Consider the following 15,559-nt stretch of genomic DNA (forward strand, 5'->3'; position numbering starts at 1 on the left):
GCGGGTCCCGCGCGGCGCACGGCCCGCACACAGCCGCAGCGGTGATGATGCCCCGCGTGAGCGTCGTCGAGGAGCTCTGGCGCCAGGTCAGCGCCACCTCTCCCCCGCTGACGGCCGGCCTGCTGGCGCTGAGCGCAGCTGCGGCGCTGCTGCTGGTCCGGGTGCCCGGCCTGTGGCGGCACGCCCGCCACGCGGTGACGATCGCGCACGAGGGCGCCCACGGGCTGGCGGCGCTGGTGACCGGACGTCGGCTGGCCGGGATCCGCCTGCACTCGGACACCTCGGGGGTCACCGTCTCGGCCGGCCGGCCCACCGGGGCCGGCATGGTGCTCACCGCTGCGGCCGGCTACACCGGGCCCGGGCTGTTCGGGCTGGGCGCGGCCGCGCTGCTGGCCGCCGGGTACGCCGTCGGCCTGCTGTGGGCGCTCCTGGGGCTGCTGGCGCTGCTGCTGGTGCAGATCCGCAACTGGTACGGGCTGTGGTCGGTGCTGGTCACCGGTGCGCTGGTGTTCGCCGCGACCTGGTGGCTGCCGGCGCAGTGGCAGGCGGTCTTCGCCCACGGCGTCACCTGGTTCCTGCTGCTGGCCGCGCCGGTGACCGTGTGGGAGCTGCAGGCCAAGCGGCGCCGGGGTGCGGCTCGGGACTCCGACGCCGACCAGCTCGCCCGCCTCACCCGGCTGCCCGGCCTGGTGTGGGTCGCGATCTTCCTCCTGGTCGACGTCGGTGCCCTCGTCCTGGGCACCTGGTGGCTGGTGCGCAGCGCCGGGGTGCTCGGTGACGCCGGGGTGCTCGGTGACGCTGGGGTGCTCAGCGCAGTGGGAGCAGGGTGAACGCCTCCCGCCGAGGAGCGCCGTCGTACCCGCTGGTGGGCTGGGCCAGGCCGAAGCATGCACCGACCGTCGGGGCGACGTCGATGGTGCGCGCCTGCGCGCCGCTGCTCGCACCGCGCCGGACGGCGGGGTGCCCGCCGGAGACGAGGAACGGGATGGGCTCGGTCACCGGGTGGCCGTGGTTGCCCGGGATCGGGTTGGAGAACGGCTTGGGGTCGGTGAAGCGCCACCCGGGCCTGGCGTAGGCCACCAGGTCGCCGGCCTCCCTGCCCAGCCGGAGCGACCCCGGCACGTGCACGGAGAGAACGCCGGGATGGGCCTGAACGAGGCGCCGGACCTCGGCCAGGGCGACGTCGCGTCGCCGCGGTTCCCCCGTCCAGTAGAGCAGGTCGGCCCCGCCGTTCTGGGCGATCTGCACGTTCTCCCGCAGGTCCGGCCGAGCGCTCAGGATCTCGGCGACGGAGATCAGGGCGGTGGGCAGTGACCAGTCCATCGAGTGGTCGGCCAGCACCAGCAGGACGCTGCGCTCCCAGCGGCCGGTCCACTGCAGGTGGTCGACGAACCGGCCCACCTGGAGGTCGGTGGACAGCAGCGCCAGCTGCCGGGCCACCTGCAGCGACGTCCCGGTGACGTCGGAGTGCCCGACCCGGTCGACGTCGCCCAGGTTGACGAAGACGAGGTCCGGGTCCGGTCCGTCGACCATGGCCACCGCCGCGTCCATCGTCGCCGCGTCGGGCGCGTGTCCGGTCACGGGCAGCAGCGGGAACGGCTCCCAGCGGTAGGTGGCCCGCTCCCCGAAGATGCCGTACAGGTAGTCCTTGGACAGCACGGTCCCGGTGGTCCGGCCCTGCTGCTGCAGCCGCTCGAGCACGGTCGGGAAACGGAGGTCGGTCGGCCGGTCCAGGTCCCGGACCACTCCCTCCGCCCGGTCGTAGATCGCGTTGGCCGGCACCCCGGTCCGGTCCGGCCGCACCCCGGTCATCATCATCGTGTGGTTGGGGATCGTCTCCATCACCGGCAGCGACCGGGCCTGGCTGAACCAGGTGCCCCCGGAGCGCAACGCGTGCAGCCGCGGGGTGAGCACGGGGGTGATCTCGTCCGGCCGGCAGCCGTCGATGACGAGCACGTACACCCGTGGTCCGCCGGCGGCCGCGCGCGCAGCCGGCACGCCCGCCGCCGCGGAGAGGACGACCGCCGTCCCGGTCACCGCCCCCGTTGCCAGGAAGCGCCGTCGGCTGAGCTGTCCATCGGCATGCGGCGTCATGCAGGCAGGATGACGGCCGATGTCCGGAGTCCGACACCCCGCGCACAGGGTTCACCAGCCGTTCGCCGGCCGTCCGATCAGTCGCTGGTGGCGCGGTGCCGCCGGCGCGGGGACGCGTGCGGCGGCTGGTGCACCGGCTCGACGTCCGGCGGCGGCGGGACGTCGCGGGTGACCGGCTCGGCGGTGACGGTCAGCGGCTCGCCGTGGTGGGCGATCCGCAGCGCCTCGCCGCCGTACACCAGCCGGTAGGTGGCCTGCCGCTCGGTGACCGAGACCGCCAGGCACCTGCCCTGGAAGACCACCCGGAAGGCCAGCCGGCGCAGCCGCGGGGACAGCCGCGGGGCGAACGTCAGCGTCCCGCCGTGGTCGCGCATGCCCCCGAACCCGGCCACCGCCACCGTCCAGCCCCCGGCCAGGGAAGCGATGTGCAGCCCGTGGCCGCTGTTGCCGTGCAGGTTCTGCAGGTCGGTCAGCGCCGCCTCGCCCCAGTAGTCGTGGGCGAGCTGCAGGTGCCCGGTCTCCGCGGCCACCACCGCCTGCTGGGCGGCGGACAGGGAGGAGTCGCGGACCGTGCGCGCCTCGTAGTAGGCGAAGTCGGCGATCTTCTCCTCGAGGGTGAAGGCGTCCCCGCGCAGGTGCAGCGCCATCACCAGGTCGGCCTGCTTGACGACCTGCTTCCGGTAGATCTCGAAGTAGGGGAAGTTGAGCAGCAGCGGGTACTGGTCGGGCGCGGTGCCCTCGAAGTCCCACTCCTCGTGGTGGGTGAAGCCCTCGCTCTGCTCGTGCACGCCGAGCTGGTCGTTGAACGGCACCCGCATGCTGTCGGCCGCCCGGGTCCACAGGGCGACCTCGTCGGGGTCGACCTGCAACCGGCCGGCGGCCTCCGGCTGGCGCGCCACCGCGGCCACCGCCTCGCGCAGGTTCCGCTGCGCCATCAGGTTGGTGTAGATGTTGTTGTCGACCACCGCGGTGTACTCGTCGGGCCCGGTCACCCCGTCGATGCGGAACTCCCCGTCGCTGTTGACGTGCCCCAGCGACGCCCACAGCCGGGCGGTCTCGACCAGCAGTTCGGTGCCGTGGTCCCGGTCGAAGTCGGAGTCCAGCGTGGCCCACCAGTAGCGGGCGACGGCGTCGGCGATGTCGGCGTTGATGTGGAACGCCGCGGTGCCCGCCGGCCAGTAGCCGGAGGTCTCCTCGCCGCGGATGGTGCGCCAGGCGAACGCCGCGCCGTCGTGGCCGAGCACCTGGGCCCGCTCCCGGGCCATGTCCAGGATCGAGTGGCGCCACAGCAGGGCGTCGCGCACCGCGCCCGGCGCGGTGTAGGTGAGCACCGGCAGCACGTAGGTCTCGGTGTCCCAGAACGTGTGCCCGTCGTACCCGTCGCCGGTCAGGCCCTTGGCCGGGATCGGCTGCCGCTCGGCGCGCAGCCCGGCCTGCAGGACGTGGAACATGCCCACCCGGACGGCCTGCTGGAGCTCGTCGTCGCCCTCGATCTCGACGTCGGCCTCATCCCAGTGGCGGTCGAGCAGTTCGCGCTGCTCGCAGACCAGCCGGTCCCAGCCGGCCAGCTTGGCCGTCGCCAGCGCGCCCTCCACCTGGTCGCGGACCGCCGCCGCGGAGCGGCGGCTGGACCAGCCGTAGGCCAGGTACTTGCGCAACCGCACCGGGGAGTCGTTGCTCAGCCGGGCGGCCAGGGTGTAGCGCGCCAGGTCCGGGGAGACCTCCAGGTCCTCGGTGGCCGCCGAGGGGACCTCGATGTCGTGGTCCATGCCGGCGGCCATCCGGAGCCGGCTGAGGGACGTCTGGTGCACCAGGACGGCGTGCCGACCGCGCCCGACGTGCAGCTCGGACTGCAACGGCCTGGCCAGAGCGGACCCGGCACGCGGGTCGCCGGACGGGCCGGAGAGGACGTCCTCGTTGGCCAGCAGGTCCGACTGCAGGGCGATGTAGAGGTCGCCCTGGTCGTCGGTGCACTCGACCTGGAACTCGATCGCCGCGATCGACCGGCGGACCAGCGAGACCAGCCGGGTGCTGGTGACCCGCACCTCCCGGCCCGCCGGGGACCGCCAGTCGGTGACCCGGCGCAGCACCCCGGCCCGCAGGTCCAGCGTGCGCCGGTGGGCGATGACGTCGCCGTACTGCAGGTCCAGCGGGGAGTCGCCGACGAGCAGCCGGATGAGCTTCCCGTCGGTCACGTTGACCACGGTCTGCCCCATCTCCGGGAAGCCGTAGCCGGCCTCGGCGTAGGGCATCGGCCGCTCCTCGAAGAAGCCGTTGAGGTAGGTGCCGGGCACCACGATCGGCTCGCCCTCGTCGAACGTGCCGCGCATGCCGATGTGCCCGTTGGCCAGGGCGAACACCGACTCGTTGACCGCCAGGGAGGCCATGTCGACGCCGACCTCGGTCAGCGACCACGGCTCGACCAGGAAGTGCGCGCGCCCCTCGGTCACGGCTGGCCGTCCAGCAGCTGCGCCAGGTCGGTGACGACGACGTCGGCGCCCTGTGCGCGCAGCTCCTCCGCCTGGCCGACCCGGTCCACGCCGACGACGTACCCGAACTCCCCCGCCCGCCCCGCGGCCACCCCGGACTGCGCGTCCTCGAAGACGACCGCCCGCGCCGGCTCGACGCCCAGCAGGCGGGCCCCGGCGAGGAAGGTGTCCGGCGCCGGCTTCCCGCGCAACCCCTCGCGCTTGGCCACCAGCCCGTCGACCCGCGCGTCGATCAGGTCGGCGAACCCACCGGCGGAGACGACGTGCCCGCCGTTGGCCGACGCGGTGACCACCGCCGTCGCCAGACCCGCGTCCCGCACGGCCCGCAGGTAGCGCATGGAGCCCTCGTAGACCTCGACGCCGTGCTCCTCGAGCTCGCGCAGCAGCAGCTCGTTCTTGCGGGTGGCGAGCGCGACGACGGTCGCGGCGTCGGCCGGGTCGCCGACGGCCCCCTGCGGCAGGGTGATGCCCCGGCTGGCCAGGAAGTCGCGGACGCCGTCCTCCCGCGGTTTGCCGTCGACGTGGCGGTTGTAGTCGTCGAGGGAGAACTCCCCCGCCACCGGGTCCCGGCGGCGCAGGAACTCGTCGAAGGTGCGCTTCCACGCGGCCTGGTGCACCGTCGCGGTCCGGGTCAGCACACCGTCGAGGTCGAAGAGGCAGGCCTGGATGTCGTCGGGGAGTCCCAGCACGGTGATCACGCTACGGGCAGATCCGGCCCGGTACCTCCCGGGCGGCAGTTGTTCTCCGTCCGCAGGGCGCTGGGTGACGGGATCACTGTAATGGCGTACCGCTCTGTTGGGGATAACGGTCGAGGCGAGAGCATGGACGCCGTCGCCGGGCACGCCGTTCCCGGGCTGCCTAGGGTCGGGGCCGGCGCGGCACCCGCTGCTCCCCCGGCACCGACCGGGCAGCTCCCAGCCCCAGGAGAGACCGCATGGCCGACCGCCCGTCACCGCCGAGCCCGTACGACTTCCTCCCCCAGGTCCCCTCGTTCACCGTCACCAGCTCCGACATCGCCTCCGGTGAGCGGCTGGCCCGGCCGCACGTGAGCGGGCTGATGGGCGCCGGGGGCGAGGACGTCTCCCCTCAGCTGTCCTGGTCGGGCTTCCCCGAGGAGACCAAGGGCTTCGCGGTCACCGTCCTCGACCCCGACGCCCCCACCGGCAGCGGGTTCTGGCACTGGGCCGTCCTCGGCATCCCCGCCTCGGTCACCGAGCTGCCCCGCGGAGCCGGCGACGACGCGGGCTCCGGCCTGCCCGCCGGCGCGGTGCAGCTGCGCAACGACGCCGGCCTCCCCCGGTTCGTCGGTGCCGCACCGCCGGCCGGGCACGGCACGCACCACTACCACGTGGTCGTGCACGCGGTCGACACCGACGACCTCGGCGTCCCGGCCGACGCGACGCCGGCGTTCCTCGGCTTCACCCTGTTCAGCCACACCCTCGCCCGCGGCGAGATCGTCGCCACCTACGACGTGGAGTGACCCGCGCCGCCCCGCTGGGGTCGCCCGTCGGCGGGCTCAGCGGGACGGCCGCTCCGCCACGCAGGTGGTGCCCACCCGGGCGAAGCCGGCCCGCTCGTACATCCGGGCGACGTCGTCGTCACCGGCGGAGAGGAACACCAGGTCGGCGGTCTGCCGGGCGTGGTCGACCAGCGCCGAGGTGAGCCCGGCGCCCAGCCCGCGGCCGCGGAAGCGGGGCAGCGTCGCCACGCCGACCACCTCGCTGACCTCGGTGCCGTCGACGTCGACCGGCTGGTGGCAACCGATCGCCACCGGCTCGCCGTCGTCGACGGCGACCATCATCACCGTGCGGCCGGAGGCGACCCGCTCGCGCAGCAGCTCCGTCGGCGGGACCTCCGCCGGCCCGGGGTCGGCCGCGGCCACGTCGGGGACGCCCGGGGGGCGATCGCCGGGAGGGCGGTCGCCGGTGTCCGGCCGGTCCGCCGGCGTGGCGAAGGCGAGGGCCGCCAGCCGCTGGTAGAGCCCCAGCCGCGGGTCGTCGGCACCGACGAGGTAGAGCCGCACCTCGTCCGGCAGCAGGATCTCGACCGGGTCGTCGACGACCAGCAGCGGCAGCTCCTCGACGTGCAGGCCGGCTGCCCGGGCCACCCCGGCCAGGCCGCGGCAGCGGTCGCCCAGCCACTCGACCGACGCCGGCAGCCCCGCGGCCTCCTGCAGTGCCACCGCGGCGCGCACGTCCTCGACGGCGACGGCGTCCTGCCCCGGGCGCGGGCGCGCCGGGTAGGGCCACTCGGGCAGGCCGATCGGCACGACGAGCCCGCCGACGGACTCGACCCGCGTCAGGCCGTCGGCCTCCGGCGCGAGGGAGAAGTAGCGCTCGATCCGGTCGAGGAGCCCGGTGGACGACACGCCCTGGACCCTAGACGCCACGGTGCCGCGGGTGGGCGGGCAGCCGTTCGGAGACCACCCCGTCGGGGGACCGGGTCGGGACGGACGGCACGATGGGCGGCGTGACGGCCGGAACGCGAGCCCAGGTCTCGCCCTTCACCGCCTTCGACCGCGACTCCTGGCGGGCGCTGGCGGCCGGCGGTGAGCTGCCGCTGGACGACGCCGACGTGCGCGCGCTGGCCACCCTCGGCGACCGCATCGACCGCGACGAGGTGGCCACGGTCTACCTGCCGCTGGCCCGGCTGCTGCACCTGCACGTCACCGCCAGCCGCCGGCTGTGGGCCGCGCAGACCGCCTTCCTCGGCACCCCCACGGAGAAGGTGCCGTTCGTGATCGCGGTGGCCGGCAGCGTCGCCGTCGGCAAGAGCACCACCGCCCGGCTGCTGCAGGCGCTCCTCGCGGCGGCACCGGACACCCCGCGGGTCGACCTGGTGACCACCGACGGGTTCCTGCTGCCCAACGCCGAGCTCGAGGCGCGCGGGCTGCTGGGCCGGAAGGGGTTCCCGGAGAGCTACGACCGCCGGGCGCTGCTGCGGTTCCTGGCCGACGTGAAGTCGGGCAAGCCGGCGGTGAGCGCGCCGACGTACTCCCACCACGCCTACGACGTGCTTCCCGGCAGCCGGCAGGTGGTCGACCGGCCCGACGTCCTGGTGCTGGAGGGCCTGAACGTGCTGCAGGCCGGCGGCGGCCGGGGCGACGGCCGGGTGCCGGAGGTCTTCCTGTCGGACTTCTTCGACTTCTCGGTCTACGTCGACGCGACCGAGGCCGACATCCAGCAGTGGTACGTGGAGCGGTTCCTCGCACTGCGCCGGACCGCGTTCGCCGACAGCGCCGCCTACTTCCACCGCTTCGCCGACCTCACCGACGACGAGGCCCGGTCGACCGCCCGCGGCATCTGGTCGGCGGTCAACGAGCCCAACCTCCGGCTGAACATCGCCCCCACCCGCTCCCGGGCACGGCTGGTGTTGCAGAAGGCGGCCGACCACTCGGTGCGCCGGGTGCTGCTGCGCAAGATCTGACCGGGCGCGCCCGCACCGCGGCGGCAGCTGGGAGAGCGCCGGGAGGCGGCCGCTCAGGGGCGGGGGCGCCGCACCGTCGGGCCGGCGGTCAGGCGGAGGCGGCGCGGCGACGGCGGCGGGCGGACAGCTCGTCGTCCACCTGCTGGCCGTGGGCGTCGAGCCGCTCGGCCGGCAGCTCGGCCAGTTCACCGGAGAGCTCGCGCAGGGCCCCGGAGACGGCGATGCCGAAGACCCCCTGCCCGCCGGCGAGCAGGTCGACGACCTCCTCGGCGGAGGTGCACTCGTACACGGTCGCACCGTCGGAGAGCAGCGTGATGTTGGCGAGGTCCTTGACCCCGCGGGTGCGCAGGTGGTCGACGGCCTTGCGGATGTTCTGCAGCGAGACGCCGGTGTCCAGCAGCCGCTTGACCACCTTGAGCACCAGGATGTCGCGGAAGGAGTAGAGCCGCTGGGTGCCCGAACCGGTGGCGGTGCGCACCGAGGGGGCGACCAGGCCGGTACGGGCCCAGTAGTCGAGCTGGCGGTAGGTGATGCCGGCCGCGGCGCACGCGGTCGGGCCGCGGTAGCCGACCTCGTCGGTGTCGACCTCGTCGTAGGCAGGCGCGCCGACCGCGGAGTCGCTGAACAGCTGCCCCTGCTGAGCCTCGCTGAACGGCCGGCGGCCGGAACCGTTGTCCAGGTCGCTCACGTCAGCGCCTCCTCCAGATCAGCACCCAGCACGGGGGACGTCGCCTGCTCGTGCCGGGACGGCCACCCGGGCGCGACCGTGGAGTCACAGCTGGGTGATTTCGCCTGACGGTAGGCCGGGGCAGGACACCGGTCAACCGCGGCGGGCGGCGTGTCGTCCCGCTCACCCGGAGGGGTGCCCCCTGTCGTCCTCGGCAGTCGTCACCGGGAACGGGACCGTCCCCACCGCGACCGGCTCAGGCGGGACCCCCGCCGGAACCCGAACCGGCACCGAAGTCCTCCGGGCTGATGTTGTCGAGGAACTCGCGGAACTTCTCCACCTCGTCCTCCTGCTCGTCGGGGATCTCGATGCCGACCTCGTCGAGCAGCGTCTCGGCGCCGAAGATCGGCGCCCCGGTGCGAACGGCCAGCGCGACGGCGTCGGACGGCCGGGCGCTGACGGTCCGCCCCTCCCCCAGCTGCAGCTCGGCGATGTAGATGCCGTCCTGCATCTCGGTGATGTGCACTGCCTCGACGGCGGCCCCCAGGGCGGTGACGACGTCCTTGAGCAGGTCGTGCGTCATCGGCCGGGCCGGGCGCACCCCCTGCTGCTCGTAGGCGATCGCGGCTGCCTCGACCGCGCCGATCCAGATCGGGAGATACCGCTCCCCCTGTGTCTCCTTCAGCAGCAGGATCGGCTGGTTGCCGGGCAGCTCGACCCGGACGCCGACGACTCTGAGCTCCTGCACGGTTGGCTCCCCTCCCGCTCCGCTGACCCTCCGGGACCGCACCGACGACGGCCCGCCCGGGCCGGTGTCCGCGGCGCTCCGCTGCGGACAACGGTACGCCAGGGCGCCCGCCGCCTCAGCCCCCGAGGACCTCGCGCAGTCGGGCCTCCAGCAGGGCGGTGTGCAACTGCACGGACAGCCCGGCCAGCTCCTGCACCTGCTCGGCGGCGCGGCTGCGGGCCTCGTCGGAGCGTGCCCGCAGCACCGGTGCCACCAACTGCTCCAGCAGAGCCGCCTCCCGGTCTGCCCCGGTGCGCCAGGCACGCAGGTGCCGGGCTTCCAGACCGTGCCGGGCCAGCGCGGCGGCGGCGCGCGCGACCGGCAGGTCGCTGGCCTGCAGCCGGCCGCGGCGGTCGGTGCCGACCAGGCCGAACTGCACGAAGTCGGCGAGCTGCAGCTCGTCCACGCCGGCGGCCTCGGCGAACTCGGCCGCCGGCATCGGCCCGGCGGCCGCCAGGGCCCTGTCGGTGGCGCCGCCACCGACCTCGGGTTGCCCGGGCAGCGGCTCGCCCCGGTCCAGCGCCTCCAGGTGCTCCTTGATCACCCGCAACGGCAGGTACTTGTCGCGCTGGGCGGCGAGCACGTAGCGCAACCGGGCCACGTCGGCGGCGGAGAACTTCCGGTAGCCGGACGGGGTGCGCTGCGGGTGCACCAGCTGCTCGGACTCCAGGTACCGGATCTTGCTGATCGTGACGTCCGGGAAGTCACCGCGCAGAGCGGTGAGCACCTCCCCGATCGTCAGCAGGGCACCGTTGCCCCCGGTGTCCCGCCGGGGCACCGCGCTCATCGTCCCGACCCGCCCCTCGTTCGCTCGTTCGGCGATCGCGGCCGCCCGGCGCCGGAGGGCGCCGGGCGACGCGGTCGGGTCAGGCGCCGGCGGTCTCGCCGGTGCGCGGGCCGGTCAGGTAGACCAGCCGGAACTTGCCGATCTGGACCTCGTCACCGCCGGCCAGCGAGGCCACGTCGACCGGCTCGCGGTTGACGTAGGTGCCGTTCAGGCTGCCGACGTCGTGCACGGTGAAGCCGCCACCCTCGCGGTGGAACTCCACGTGCCGCCGACTGACGGTCACGTCGTCGAGGAAGATGTCGGAGTCCGGGTGCCGGCCCGCGGTGGTGACCTCCTGGTCGAGGAGGAACCGGCTGCCGGCGTTCGGCCCCCGCTTGACCACCAGCAGGGCCGACCCGGCCGGCAGCGACTCGACGGCGCCGGCGTGGGCGTCGGCGGTGGTGTCGACCGCCTCGGGCTGCTCGCCGGAGTCGTCACCGCCGACCTTCGGGATGATGCTGGTCGACTCACCGACGCGCTCCTGGCTCAGCGCCGCCCCGCACTGGGCGCAGAAACGGCTGCCCTCGGGGTTCTGGTGGCCACATCGAGTGCAGAGCACGTCGGTCTCCTCCGGTGCAGGTGGCACCGCCGCAGCCTGGGGCCGCGGTCGGCCGGCGGACGACGAGCCGGACGGCCCGTCGCTGGTCGGCCACCGCGGGGTCGCGGTCGGGCCGGGGGTCATGGAACCAGCGGCCGACCCGGGGGTCAACCGCACGTACAGGGTGAGGGTGCGACCGCTCGGGTGGAGCGTCCGACCTCGGCGATGATGATAGTGATCGCGTCCGACGGTGGCGGGACGGGAGGGGCTGGGGTGGCGTCCAGCCCGCCCCGGGTCGCTCAGGAGGCCGCCACCAGGGGCTGGTGGGCCGCCGCGTCGAGCGGGCCGGCGGTCGGGTCCCCCCCCACCGCTGGCGGACGGTCACCTCCACCAGCCAGCCCGTGCCGCAGGGGTCGGCGTCGATCGTCTCCGGGGTGTCGCCCTCGCGCGGCGACCGCCGTGCGCGTCAGTCCGGGTCGGACGGCTCAGCGTGTCGAGGCGTGACCACCGGCCGCAGCGCATCGACCACGAGCAGCTCAGCCTGCCGGATGACCACGGTGCCCAGGCGTCGTGTCAACCGGTCGACCGCCCCGTTGGGGATGTTCAGCGCGGTCTCCATCGACTGCGGAGGGCCGATGACCAGCACCGTGTAGGGCTGCTCCACCGGTGTTCCGTCGATGGACAGCTCCCCCGGGTCACCGGTGACGTCGCTGTCCGGGCCGATGCGGACGCCGTCGATCTGCATGGTCTCCGCACCGGCACCGCGCAGCTCGTGGATCACGTTGATCAGCTCGACGGACCCGATCCGGCCCCCGGCGTCGGAGACGGTCATCTCCAGCCCCGGGCCCTGCGCCGGGAGCGTGCCGTTGAGCAGCCCGAGGGTCCGCGCGCGCTCCCGGGCCTCGGCCAGGGCGGCGGCCGATGCGCTGTCGGCGTTCCCCAGCTGTTCCTGGGCGGCCCGCTGGTCCTCGATCTGCTGGCGCAACCGCTGCTCGCGGGCGGTGAGGTCGTCGAGGATCCGGACCAGGTCCTCCTCCCGCTGGCCGGCCAGCGCGGCCGCGGTGTCGGCGCTGCGGACCTGCACCGCGAAGGCGAAGCCCAGCAGGAGGGTGAGGACGCTGATCAGGACCGCGGCGACCAGGCCCCGGCGCCCGCGGACGACCCTCCCCCGCCACGGGGCGGGGAGCGGGGTGGTGGCCGGTGGCCCGCTCCCGGCGGGGGCGCTGCCCGGGACCGGGTCCTCGCCGGCCGGTCGGTCCCCCGTGGTGCCCCCGGTCATGCCCGGAACAGGTGACGGCGGATCGCCGCCGCGTTGCCGAAGATCCAGATGCCGAGGACGACGACCACCGCGGTGGAGAGCTGCGCGCCGACACCCAACTGGTCACCGAGGAAGACGATCAGCGCGGCGACGACGACGTTGGAGACGAAGGAGACGACGAAGACCTTGGCGTCGAAGATGCCGTCGAACCGGGCGCGCACGCCACCGAAGACCGCGTCCAGTGCGGCGACGACGGCGATCGGCAGGTACGGCTGGAGCCAGAGCGGGACGCTCGGGTCCAGCACCAGGCCCAGCACCACACCGATCGCCAGTCCGATGATCGGGATCACGCGTCAGCCTCCGTCGGTGGGGGTCGATGGCGCGGACGGGCCCGGGCCGGTGGCGGGGTCGAGCACCGTGGCGTGCCGCAGTTCGGCACCGGTGCCGGCCGGCAGGTCGAGGGAGTCCTCGCGGACGTACTCGAACAGCAGGCCGAAGTCGAGCGTGTACTGCCCCAGCAGGCTGGCCTCCGGGGTGCTGAGCAGGTCCCGCGCCAGCGTGTCCGGGTCCCCGATCGCCGAGACCTCGTACGGGCTGGCCACCGGCCGGAAGTCGACGAGGATGGCGTCACCGGCCTGCCGGATGGCCGAGGTCGGCCCGAGGCGCTGCCCGTTGATGCTGATCGCCTCGGCGCCGACCGACCACAGCGCGTTCACCAGCTGCTGCAGGTCGCGGTCCTGGACGATGCCGCCGAGCTGCACCTCCGCGGACCCGCCGACCGGGTCGCTGTCCGACGGCGGTGGCGCGTTGCCCAGGGTCACCACGACCCCGGGCCCCTCGACCGCCACCGTCCCCGCCTGCTGCTCGGCCACGGCGAGCCGGTCCAGCGCCCGCTGACCGACCACGCTCGCCGCCAGCGCGTCCTCGCGGGCGGCGGTGACCTCCGCGGTCAGCCTCTCCAGCCGGCCGGCCAGCTCGTCGGTGGTGTCCGACTGCTCCACGATGTCCTCCCGCAGCGCCTGCCGCACCACCTCGCGTCCCTGGGCGCCGGCCGCCGCCTCGCGGTAGGTGACCGCGGCGAGGAAGCCGGCGACGGCCAGGGTGGCGGCGACCAGCACCTGCCCCCGCCGGCGGCGCAGCCACGAGCCGCCGGGCCGGGGGTGGGACGCCTCGCGGGCCGCGCGCGTGGCAGCGGCCTCCGCGTAGGAGGGGTCGAGCGTCTCGGCGAGCACCTGGTCCAGCAACGAGGACCCCAGCGACCGCGCTCCGCGCGGTGGGGCGCTCATCCCCGGGCTCCGGCGCGCCGGTCGCCGTGCAGCAGCCCGACGGCCTGCACGACATAGAAGACCCCGGCCAGCACGTAGAGCACCCCGCCCCAGATCGTGAGCGCGTAGGCGACCGGGCGGGCCACCGAGGCCAACGCCCCCGCGCCGTCGGCGAGCAGCAGCAGGGGGAAGGCGTACAGCAGCAGGAACGTCGCGGCCTTGCCGAGGTAGTGCACCTGCAACGGCGGCCATCCGGCCCGGCGCAGCACCAGCAGGGTCACCCCGAGCACCACCTCGCGGCCCAGCAGGACGAGGACGGCCCAGAGCGGGACGACGTCGCGCAGCGCGAAGGCCACCAGCGTGGCGACGATGTAGAGCCGGTCGGCGGCCGGGTCGAGCAGCGCCCCGAGCCGGCTGGCCTGCCCCAGCCGGCGCGCCAGCTTGCCGTCGGCCCAGTCGGTGAACCCGGCGACCATCAGCACGAGCACGGCCCAGCCGTCGGCCTCGGGGCCCAGCAGCAGCCAGAGGAAGACCGGGACCCCCAGCAGACGCACCACCGAGAGCGCGTTGGGCAGCGTGAACACCCGGTCGCCGAGCTGGTCCCGGTCCCACTGCCCCGACCGACCGGCCACCGTCGCCGGCCTCGCCCGGACCTCGGCTTCCTGGTCGTCCGCCGTCGTCATCCCCGCTCCCCCTCCACCTCGTGGATCAGGTTAGTGCTCCCCGGCGTCGGTCCCGGCCGCGACCGGCCCGGCTGCTCCCCCGGTGCCCGGACGGGCCAGCCGGGTGCTGCTCGACAGGGGTGAACCGCACCGGCGCGGGTAGGGCGGTGACCATGATCATCACTCGGCTCACCCCGGCCGGCCGCCAACCGCTGCTGCCGTGGCGGGGCACCGCGCCCGGCGACGGCAGCTGAGCGGCGGGCCCCCGGGTGGCCGGCGGGCACCAGCTCGCCCAGAGCAGCGGCCGGGCGTTCGGCGGCGCGTTGCTCTTCGCCCTGCCGCTCCTGATGACGATGGAGATCTGGCAGCTGGGGCTGACCATCCCGCGGTACCGCCTCGCCCTGCTCCTGGCGACCACCGTGCTGCTCGTCGTCTTCCTGTCCCAGCACTTCGGCGCCGGGTCCCCGGGGGTCGGCTGGCGCGGGTCGCTGGCCGATGCGGGGGTGGCCTTCGTGATGGCCGCGCTCGCCGCCGCCCTGGTGCTCGGGGTGCTGGCCGTGATCGAGCCGATGCGGGGCTGGCGCGACGCCCTGTCGGTCATCGCGATCGAGATGCTCCCGGCGGCCATCGGTGCCTCCTTCGCCCGCAGCCAGCTCGGCTCGGGCGGCCCGCGGGTGCCGACGACGACCTACGGCGGGGAACTGCTGCTGATGGCGGCCGGCGCCGTCGTGTTCGCCGCCAACATCGCCCCCACCGAGGAGGTCGTGCTGCTGGCGGCGAGGGTCGGTCCCTGGCACCCGGTCGCCCTCGTCGTGCTGTGCCTGCTGCTGATGCACGGTTTCGTGTACTGGGTCGGGTTCCGCGGCCAGGAGGAGGCCGTCGGCGGGGTGCTGCGCTCCTTCCTGACCCTGACCGTCGTCGGCTACGCCATCGCACTGGCCCTGTCGGCCTACCTGCTGTGGACCTTCGGCCGGTTCGACGGCGTCGGCCTGGTGATGGCCGCGACCGAGACCGTGGTGCTCGCCCTGCCGGCGAGCCTGGGCGCTGCTGCTGCCCGGCTGATCCTGTGAGGAGGAGCCCGTGAGCGAGGACGACGCGTGGGAACCGGGGAAGGACGCCGAGGGGGCGACCAGCCGCGGCGAGTACGCCCTCGGCGCGTGCGGCGCCCTCGTCGTGCTGCTGGTGCTGGGGTTCCTGGTCCACCAGGCCGTCGTCGTCCGGGACAGCGGCCCGCGGCTGTCGGTCGCCACGTCAGCGGTCGAGCAGGTCGACGGCGGCTGGGCGGTGCCCTTCGAGGTGCTGAACGACGGTGGCACGACGGCCGAGCAGGTCCAGGTGACCGGTGTGCTCTCCCGCGACGGCCAGGACGTCCAGCAGGCCACCGCCACGATCGACTACGTCGCACCGCACAGCCGGCAGTCCGGTGCGCTGCTGTTCTCCGTGGACCCGGGCAGCGGCACCCTCGAGGTGCGGCCGGCCGCCTACACGACCCCGTGAGGACGGTGCCCGAGCCGGGGCCTGCGCGTTCCCCCGGGCTGCCCGGTCGC

Annotated in this window: 17 protein-coding genes; 5 read left to right on the forward strand and 12 right to left on the reverse strand. The window is 74.6% G+C overall.

Features of this window, described 5'->3' with window-relative positions; all coding sequences use genetic code 11:
- Positions 1 to 56 precede the first annotated feature (56 nt).
- Positions 57 to 830 (forward strand): M50 family metallopeptidase, encoded by a 774-nt coding sequence (locus ACI79Y_RS13685; RefSeq protein WP_457159000.1) that lies wholly within the window; start codon positions 57 to 59, stop codon positions 828 to 830.
- Here the strand turns inward: ACI79Y_RS13685 and ACI79Y_RS13690 are convergent.
- The 3 genes from ACI79Y_RS13690 to ACI79Y_RS13700 all read right to left on the reverse strand — a co-directional run bounded on the left by ACI79Y_RS13690 (position 808) and on the right by ACI79Y_RS13700 (position 5,272).
- Positions 808 to 2,094, reverse strand: a complete 1,287-nt coding sequence (locus ACI79Y_RS13690; protein WP_457159001.1) for an alkaline phosphatase family protein — start codon at positions 2,092 to 2,094, stop codon at positions 808 to 810. The two genes, ACI79Y_RS13685 and ACI79Y_RS13690, sit on opposite strands and share 23 nt — an antisense overlap.
- A 77-nt stretch (positions 2,095 to 2,171) precedes the next feature.
- On the reverse strand, positions 2,172 to 4,544 hold the full coding sequence (locus ACI79Y_RS13695) for a glycoside hydrolase family 65 protein (protein ID WP_457159002.1): 2,373 nt from the start codon (positions 4,542 to 4,544) through the stop codon (positions 2,172 to 2,174).
- Positions 4,541 to 5,272, reverse strand: a complete 732-nt coding sequence (locus tag ACI79Y_RS13700; RefSeq protein ID WP_457159003.1) for an HAD family hydrolase — start codon at positions 5,270 to 5,272, stop codon at positions 4,541 to 4,543. Before ACI79Y_RS13700 ends, ACI79Y_RS13695 begins: the two co-directional genes overlap by 4 nt.
- Before the next feature lie 245 nt (positions 5,273 to 5,517).
- Between ACI79Y_RS13700 and ACI79Y_RS13705 the strand changes: the two genes are divergently transcribed.
- Positions 5,518 to 6,063: a YbhB/YbcL family Raf kinase inhibitor-like protein gene (locus tag ACI79Y_RS13705; protein WP_457159004.1), complete on the forward strand. Its 546-nt coding sequence runs from the start codon at positions 5,518 to 5,520 to the stop codon at positions 6,061 to 6,063.
- Positions 6,064 to 6,099: 36 nt separating this feature from the next.
- Here the strand turns inward: ACI79Y_RS13705 and ACI79Y_RS13710 are convergent, their stop codons facing one another.
- Positions 6,100 to 6,951, reverse strand: coding sequence for a GNAT family N-acetyltransferase (locus ACI79Y_RS13710; protein WP_457159005.1), 852 nt, complete (start codon positions 6,949 to 6,951; stop codon positions 6,100 to 6,102).
- 92 nt (positions 6,952 to 7,043) lie between these two features.
- On the opposite strand from ACI79Y_RS13710, the gene coaA reads away from it, so the two are divergent.
- A complete protein-coding gene (coaA, locus tag ACI79Y_RS13715; RefSeq protein ID WP_457141803.1) occupies positions 7,044 to 8,009 on the forward strand; it encodes a type I pantothenate kinase in 966 nt (321 codons plus the stop codon).
- 88 nt (positions 8,010 to 8,097) lie between these two features.
- Here the strand turns inward: coaA and ACI79Y_RS13720 are convergent, their stop codons facing one another.
- The 8 genes from ACI79Y_RS13720 to ACI79Y_RS13755 all read right to left on the reverse strand — a co-directional run bounded on the left by ACI79Y_RS13720 (position 8,098) and on the right by ACI79Y_RS13755 (position 14,033).
- Complete coding sequence (locus ACI79Y_RS13720; RefSeq protein WP_457159006.1) at positions 8,098 to 8,697, reverse strand: MerR family transcriptional regulator; 600 nt, start codon at positions 8,695 to 8,697, stop codon at positions 8,098 to 8,100.
- A 235-nt stretch (positions 8,698 to 8,932) separates the two neighbouring features.
- On the reverse strand, positions 8,933 to 9,424 hold the full coding sequence (locus ACI79Y_RS13725) for a bifunctional nuclease family protein (RefSeq protein WP_457159007.1): 492 nt from the start codon (positions 9,422 to 9,424) through the stop codon (positions 8,933 to 8,935).
- Between the two features lie 115 nt (positions 9,425 to 9,539).
- Complete coding sequence (gene ftsR / locus ACI79Y_RS13730) at positions 9,540 to 10,250, reverse strand: transcriptional regulator FtsR (RefSeq protein WP_457159008.1); 711 nt, start codon at positions 10,248 to 10,250, stop codon at positions 9,540 to 9,542.
- Between the two features lie 79 nt (positions 10,251 to 10,329).
- Positions 10,330 to 10,875: an oxoglutarate dehydrogenase inhibitor Odhl gene (odhI, locus tag ACI79Y_RS13735; protein ID WP_457159009.1), complete on the reverse strand. Its 546-nt coding sequence runs from the start codon at positions 10,873 to 10,875 to the stop codon at positions 10,330 to 10,332.
- 418 nt (positions 10,876 to 11,293) lie between these two features.
- Positions 11,294 to 12,106, reverse strand: a complete 813-nt coding sequence (locus ACI79Y_RS13740) for a DUF881 domain-containing protein (RefSeq protein ID WP_457159010.1) — start codon at positions 12,104 to 12,106, stop codon at positions 11,294 to 11,296.
- Complete coding sequence (locus ACI79Y_RS13745; protein WP_457159011.1) at positions 12,103 to 12,435, reverse strand: small basic family protein; 333 nt, start codon at positions 12,433 to 12,435, stop codon at positions 12,103 to 12,105. The genes ACI79Y_RS13740 and ACI79Y_RS13745 overlap by 4 nt, the downstream gene beginning before the upstream one ends.
- A gap of 3 nt (positions 12,436 to 12,438) precedes the next feature.
- Positions 12,439 to 13,371: a DUF881 domain-containing protein gene (locus ACI79Y_RS13750; protein WP_457159012.1), complete on the reverse strand. Its 933-nt coding sequence runs from the start codon at positions 13,369 to 13,371 to the stop codon at positions 12,439 to 12,441.
- On the reverse strand, positions 13,368 to 14,033 hold the full coding sequence (locus ACI79Y_RS13755; protein ID WP_457159013.1) for a CDP-alcohol phosphatidyltransferase family protein: 666 nt from the start codon (positions 14,031 to 14,033) through the stop codon (positions 13,368 to 13,370). The genes ACI79Y_RS13750 and ACI79Y_RS13755 overlap by 4 nt, the downstream gene beginning before the upstream one ends.
- Positions 14,034 to 14,281: 248 nt before the next feature.
- On the opposite strand from ACI79Y_RS13755, the gene ACI79Y_RS13760 reads away from it, so the two are divergent.
- Both ACI79Y_RS13760 and ACI79Y_RS13765 read left to right on the forward strand, forming a co-directional pair.
- A complete protein-coding gene (locus tag ACI79Y_RS13760; protein WP_457159014.1) occupies positions 14,282 to 15,082 on the forward strand; it encodes a TIGR02587 family membrane protein in 801 nt (266 codons plus the stop codon).
- A 10-nt stretch (positions 15,083 to 15,092) separates the two neighbouring features.
- Positions 15,093 to 15,509 (forward strand): hypothetical protein, encoded by a 417-nt coding sequence (locus ACI79Y_RS13765; RefSeq protein ID WP_457159015.1) that lies wholly within the window; start codon positions 15,093 to 15,095, stop codon positions 15,507 to 15,509.
- The last annotated feature ends 50 nt before the right edge of the window (positions 15,510 to 15,559 follow it).

Source organism: Modestobacter sp. SYSU DS0875 (assembly GCF_054050915.1).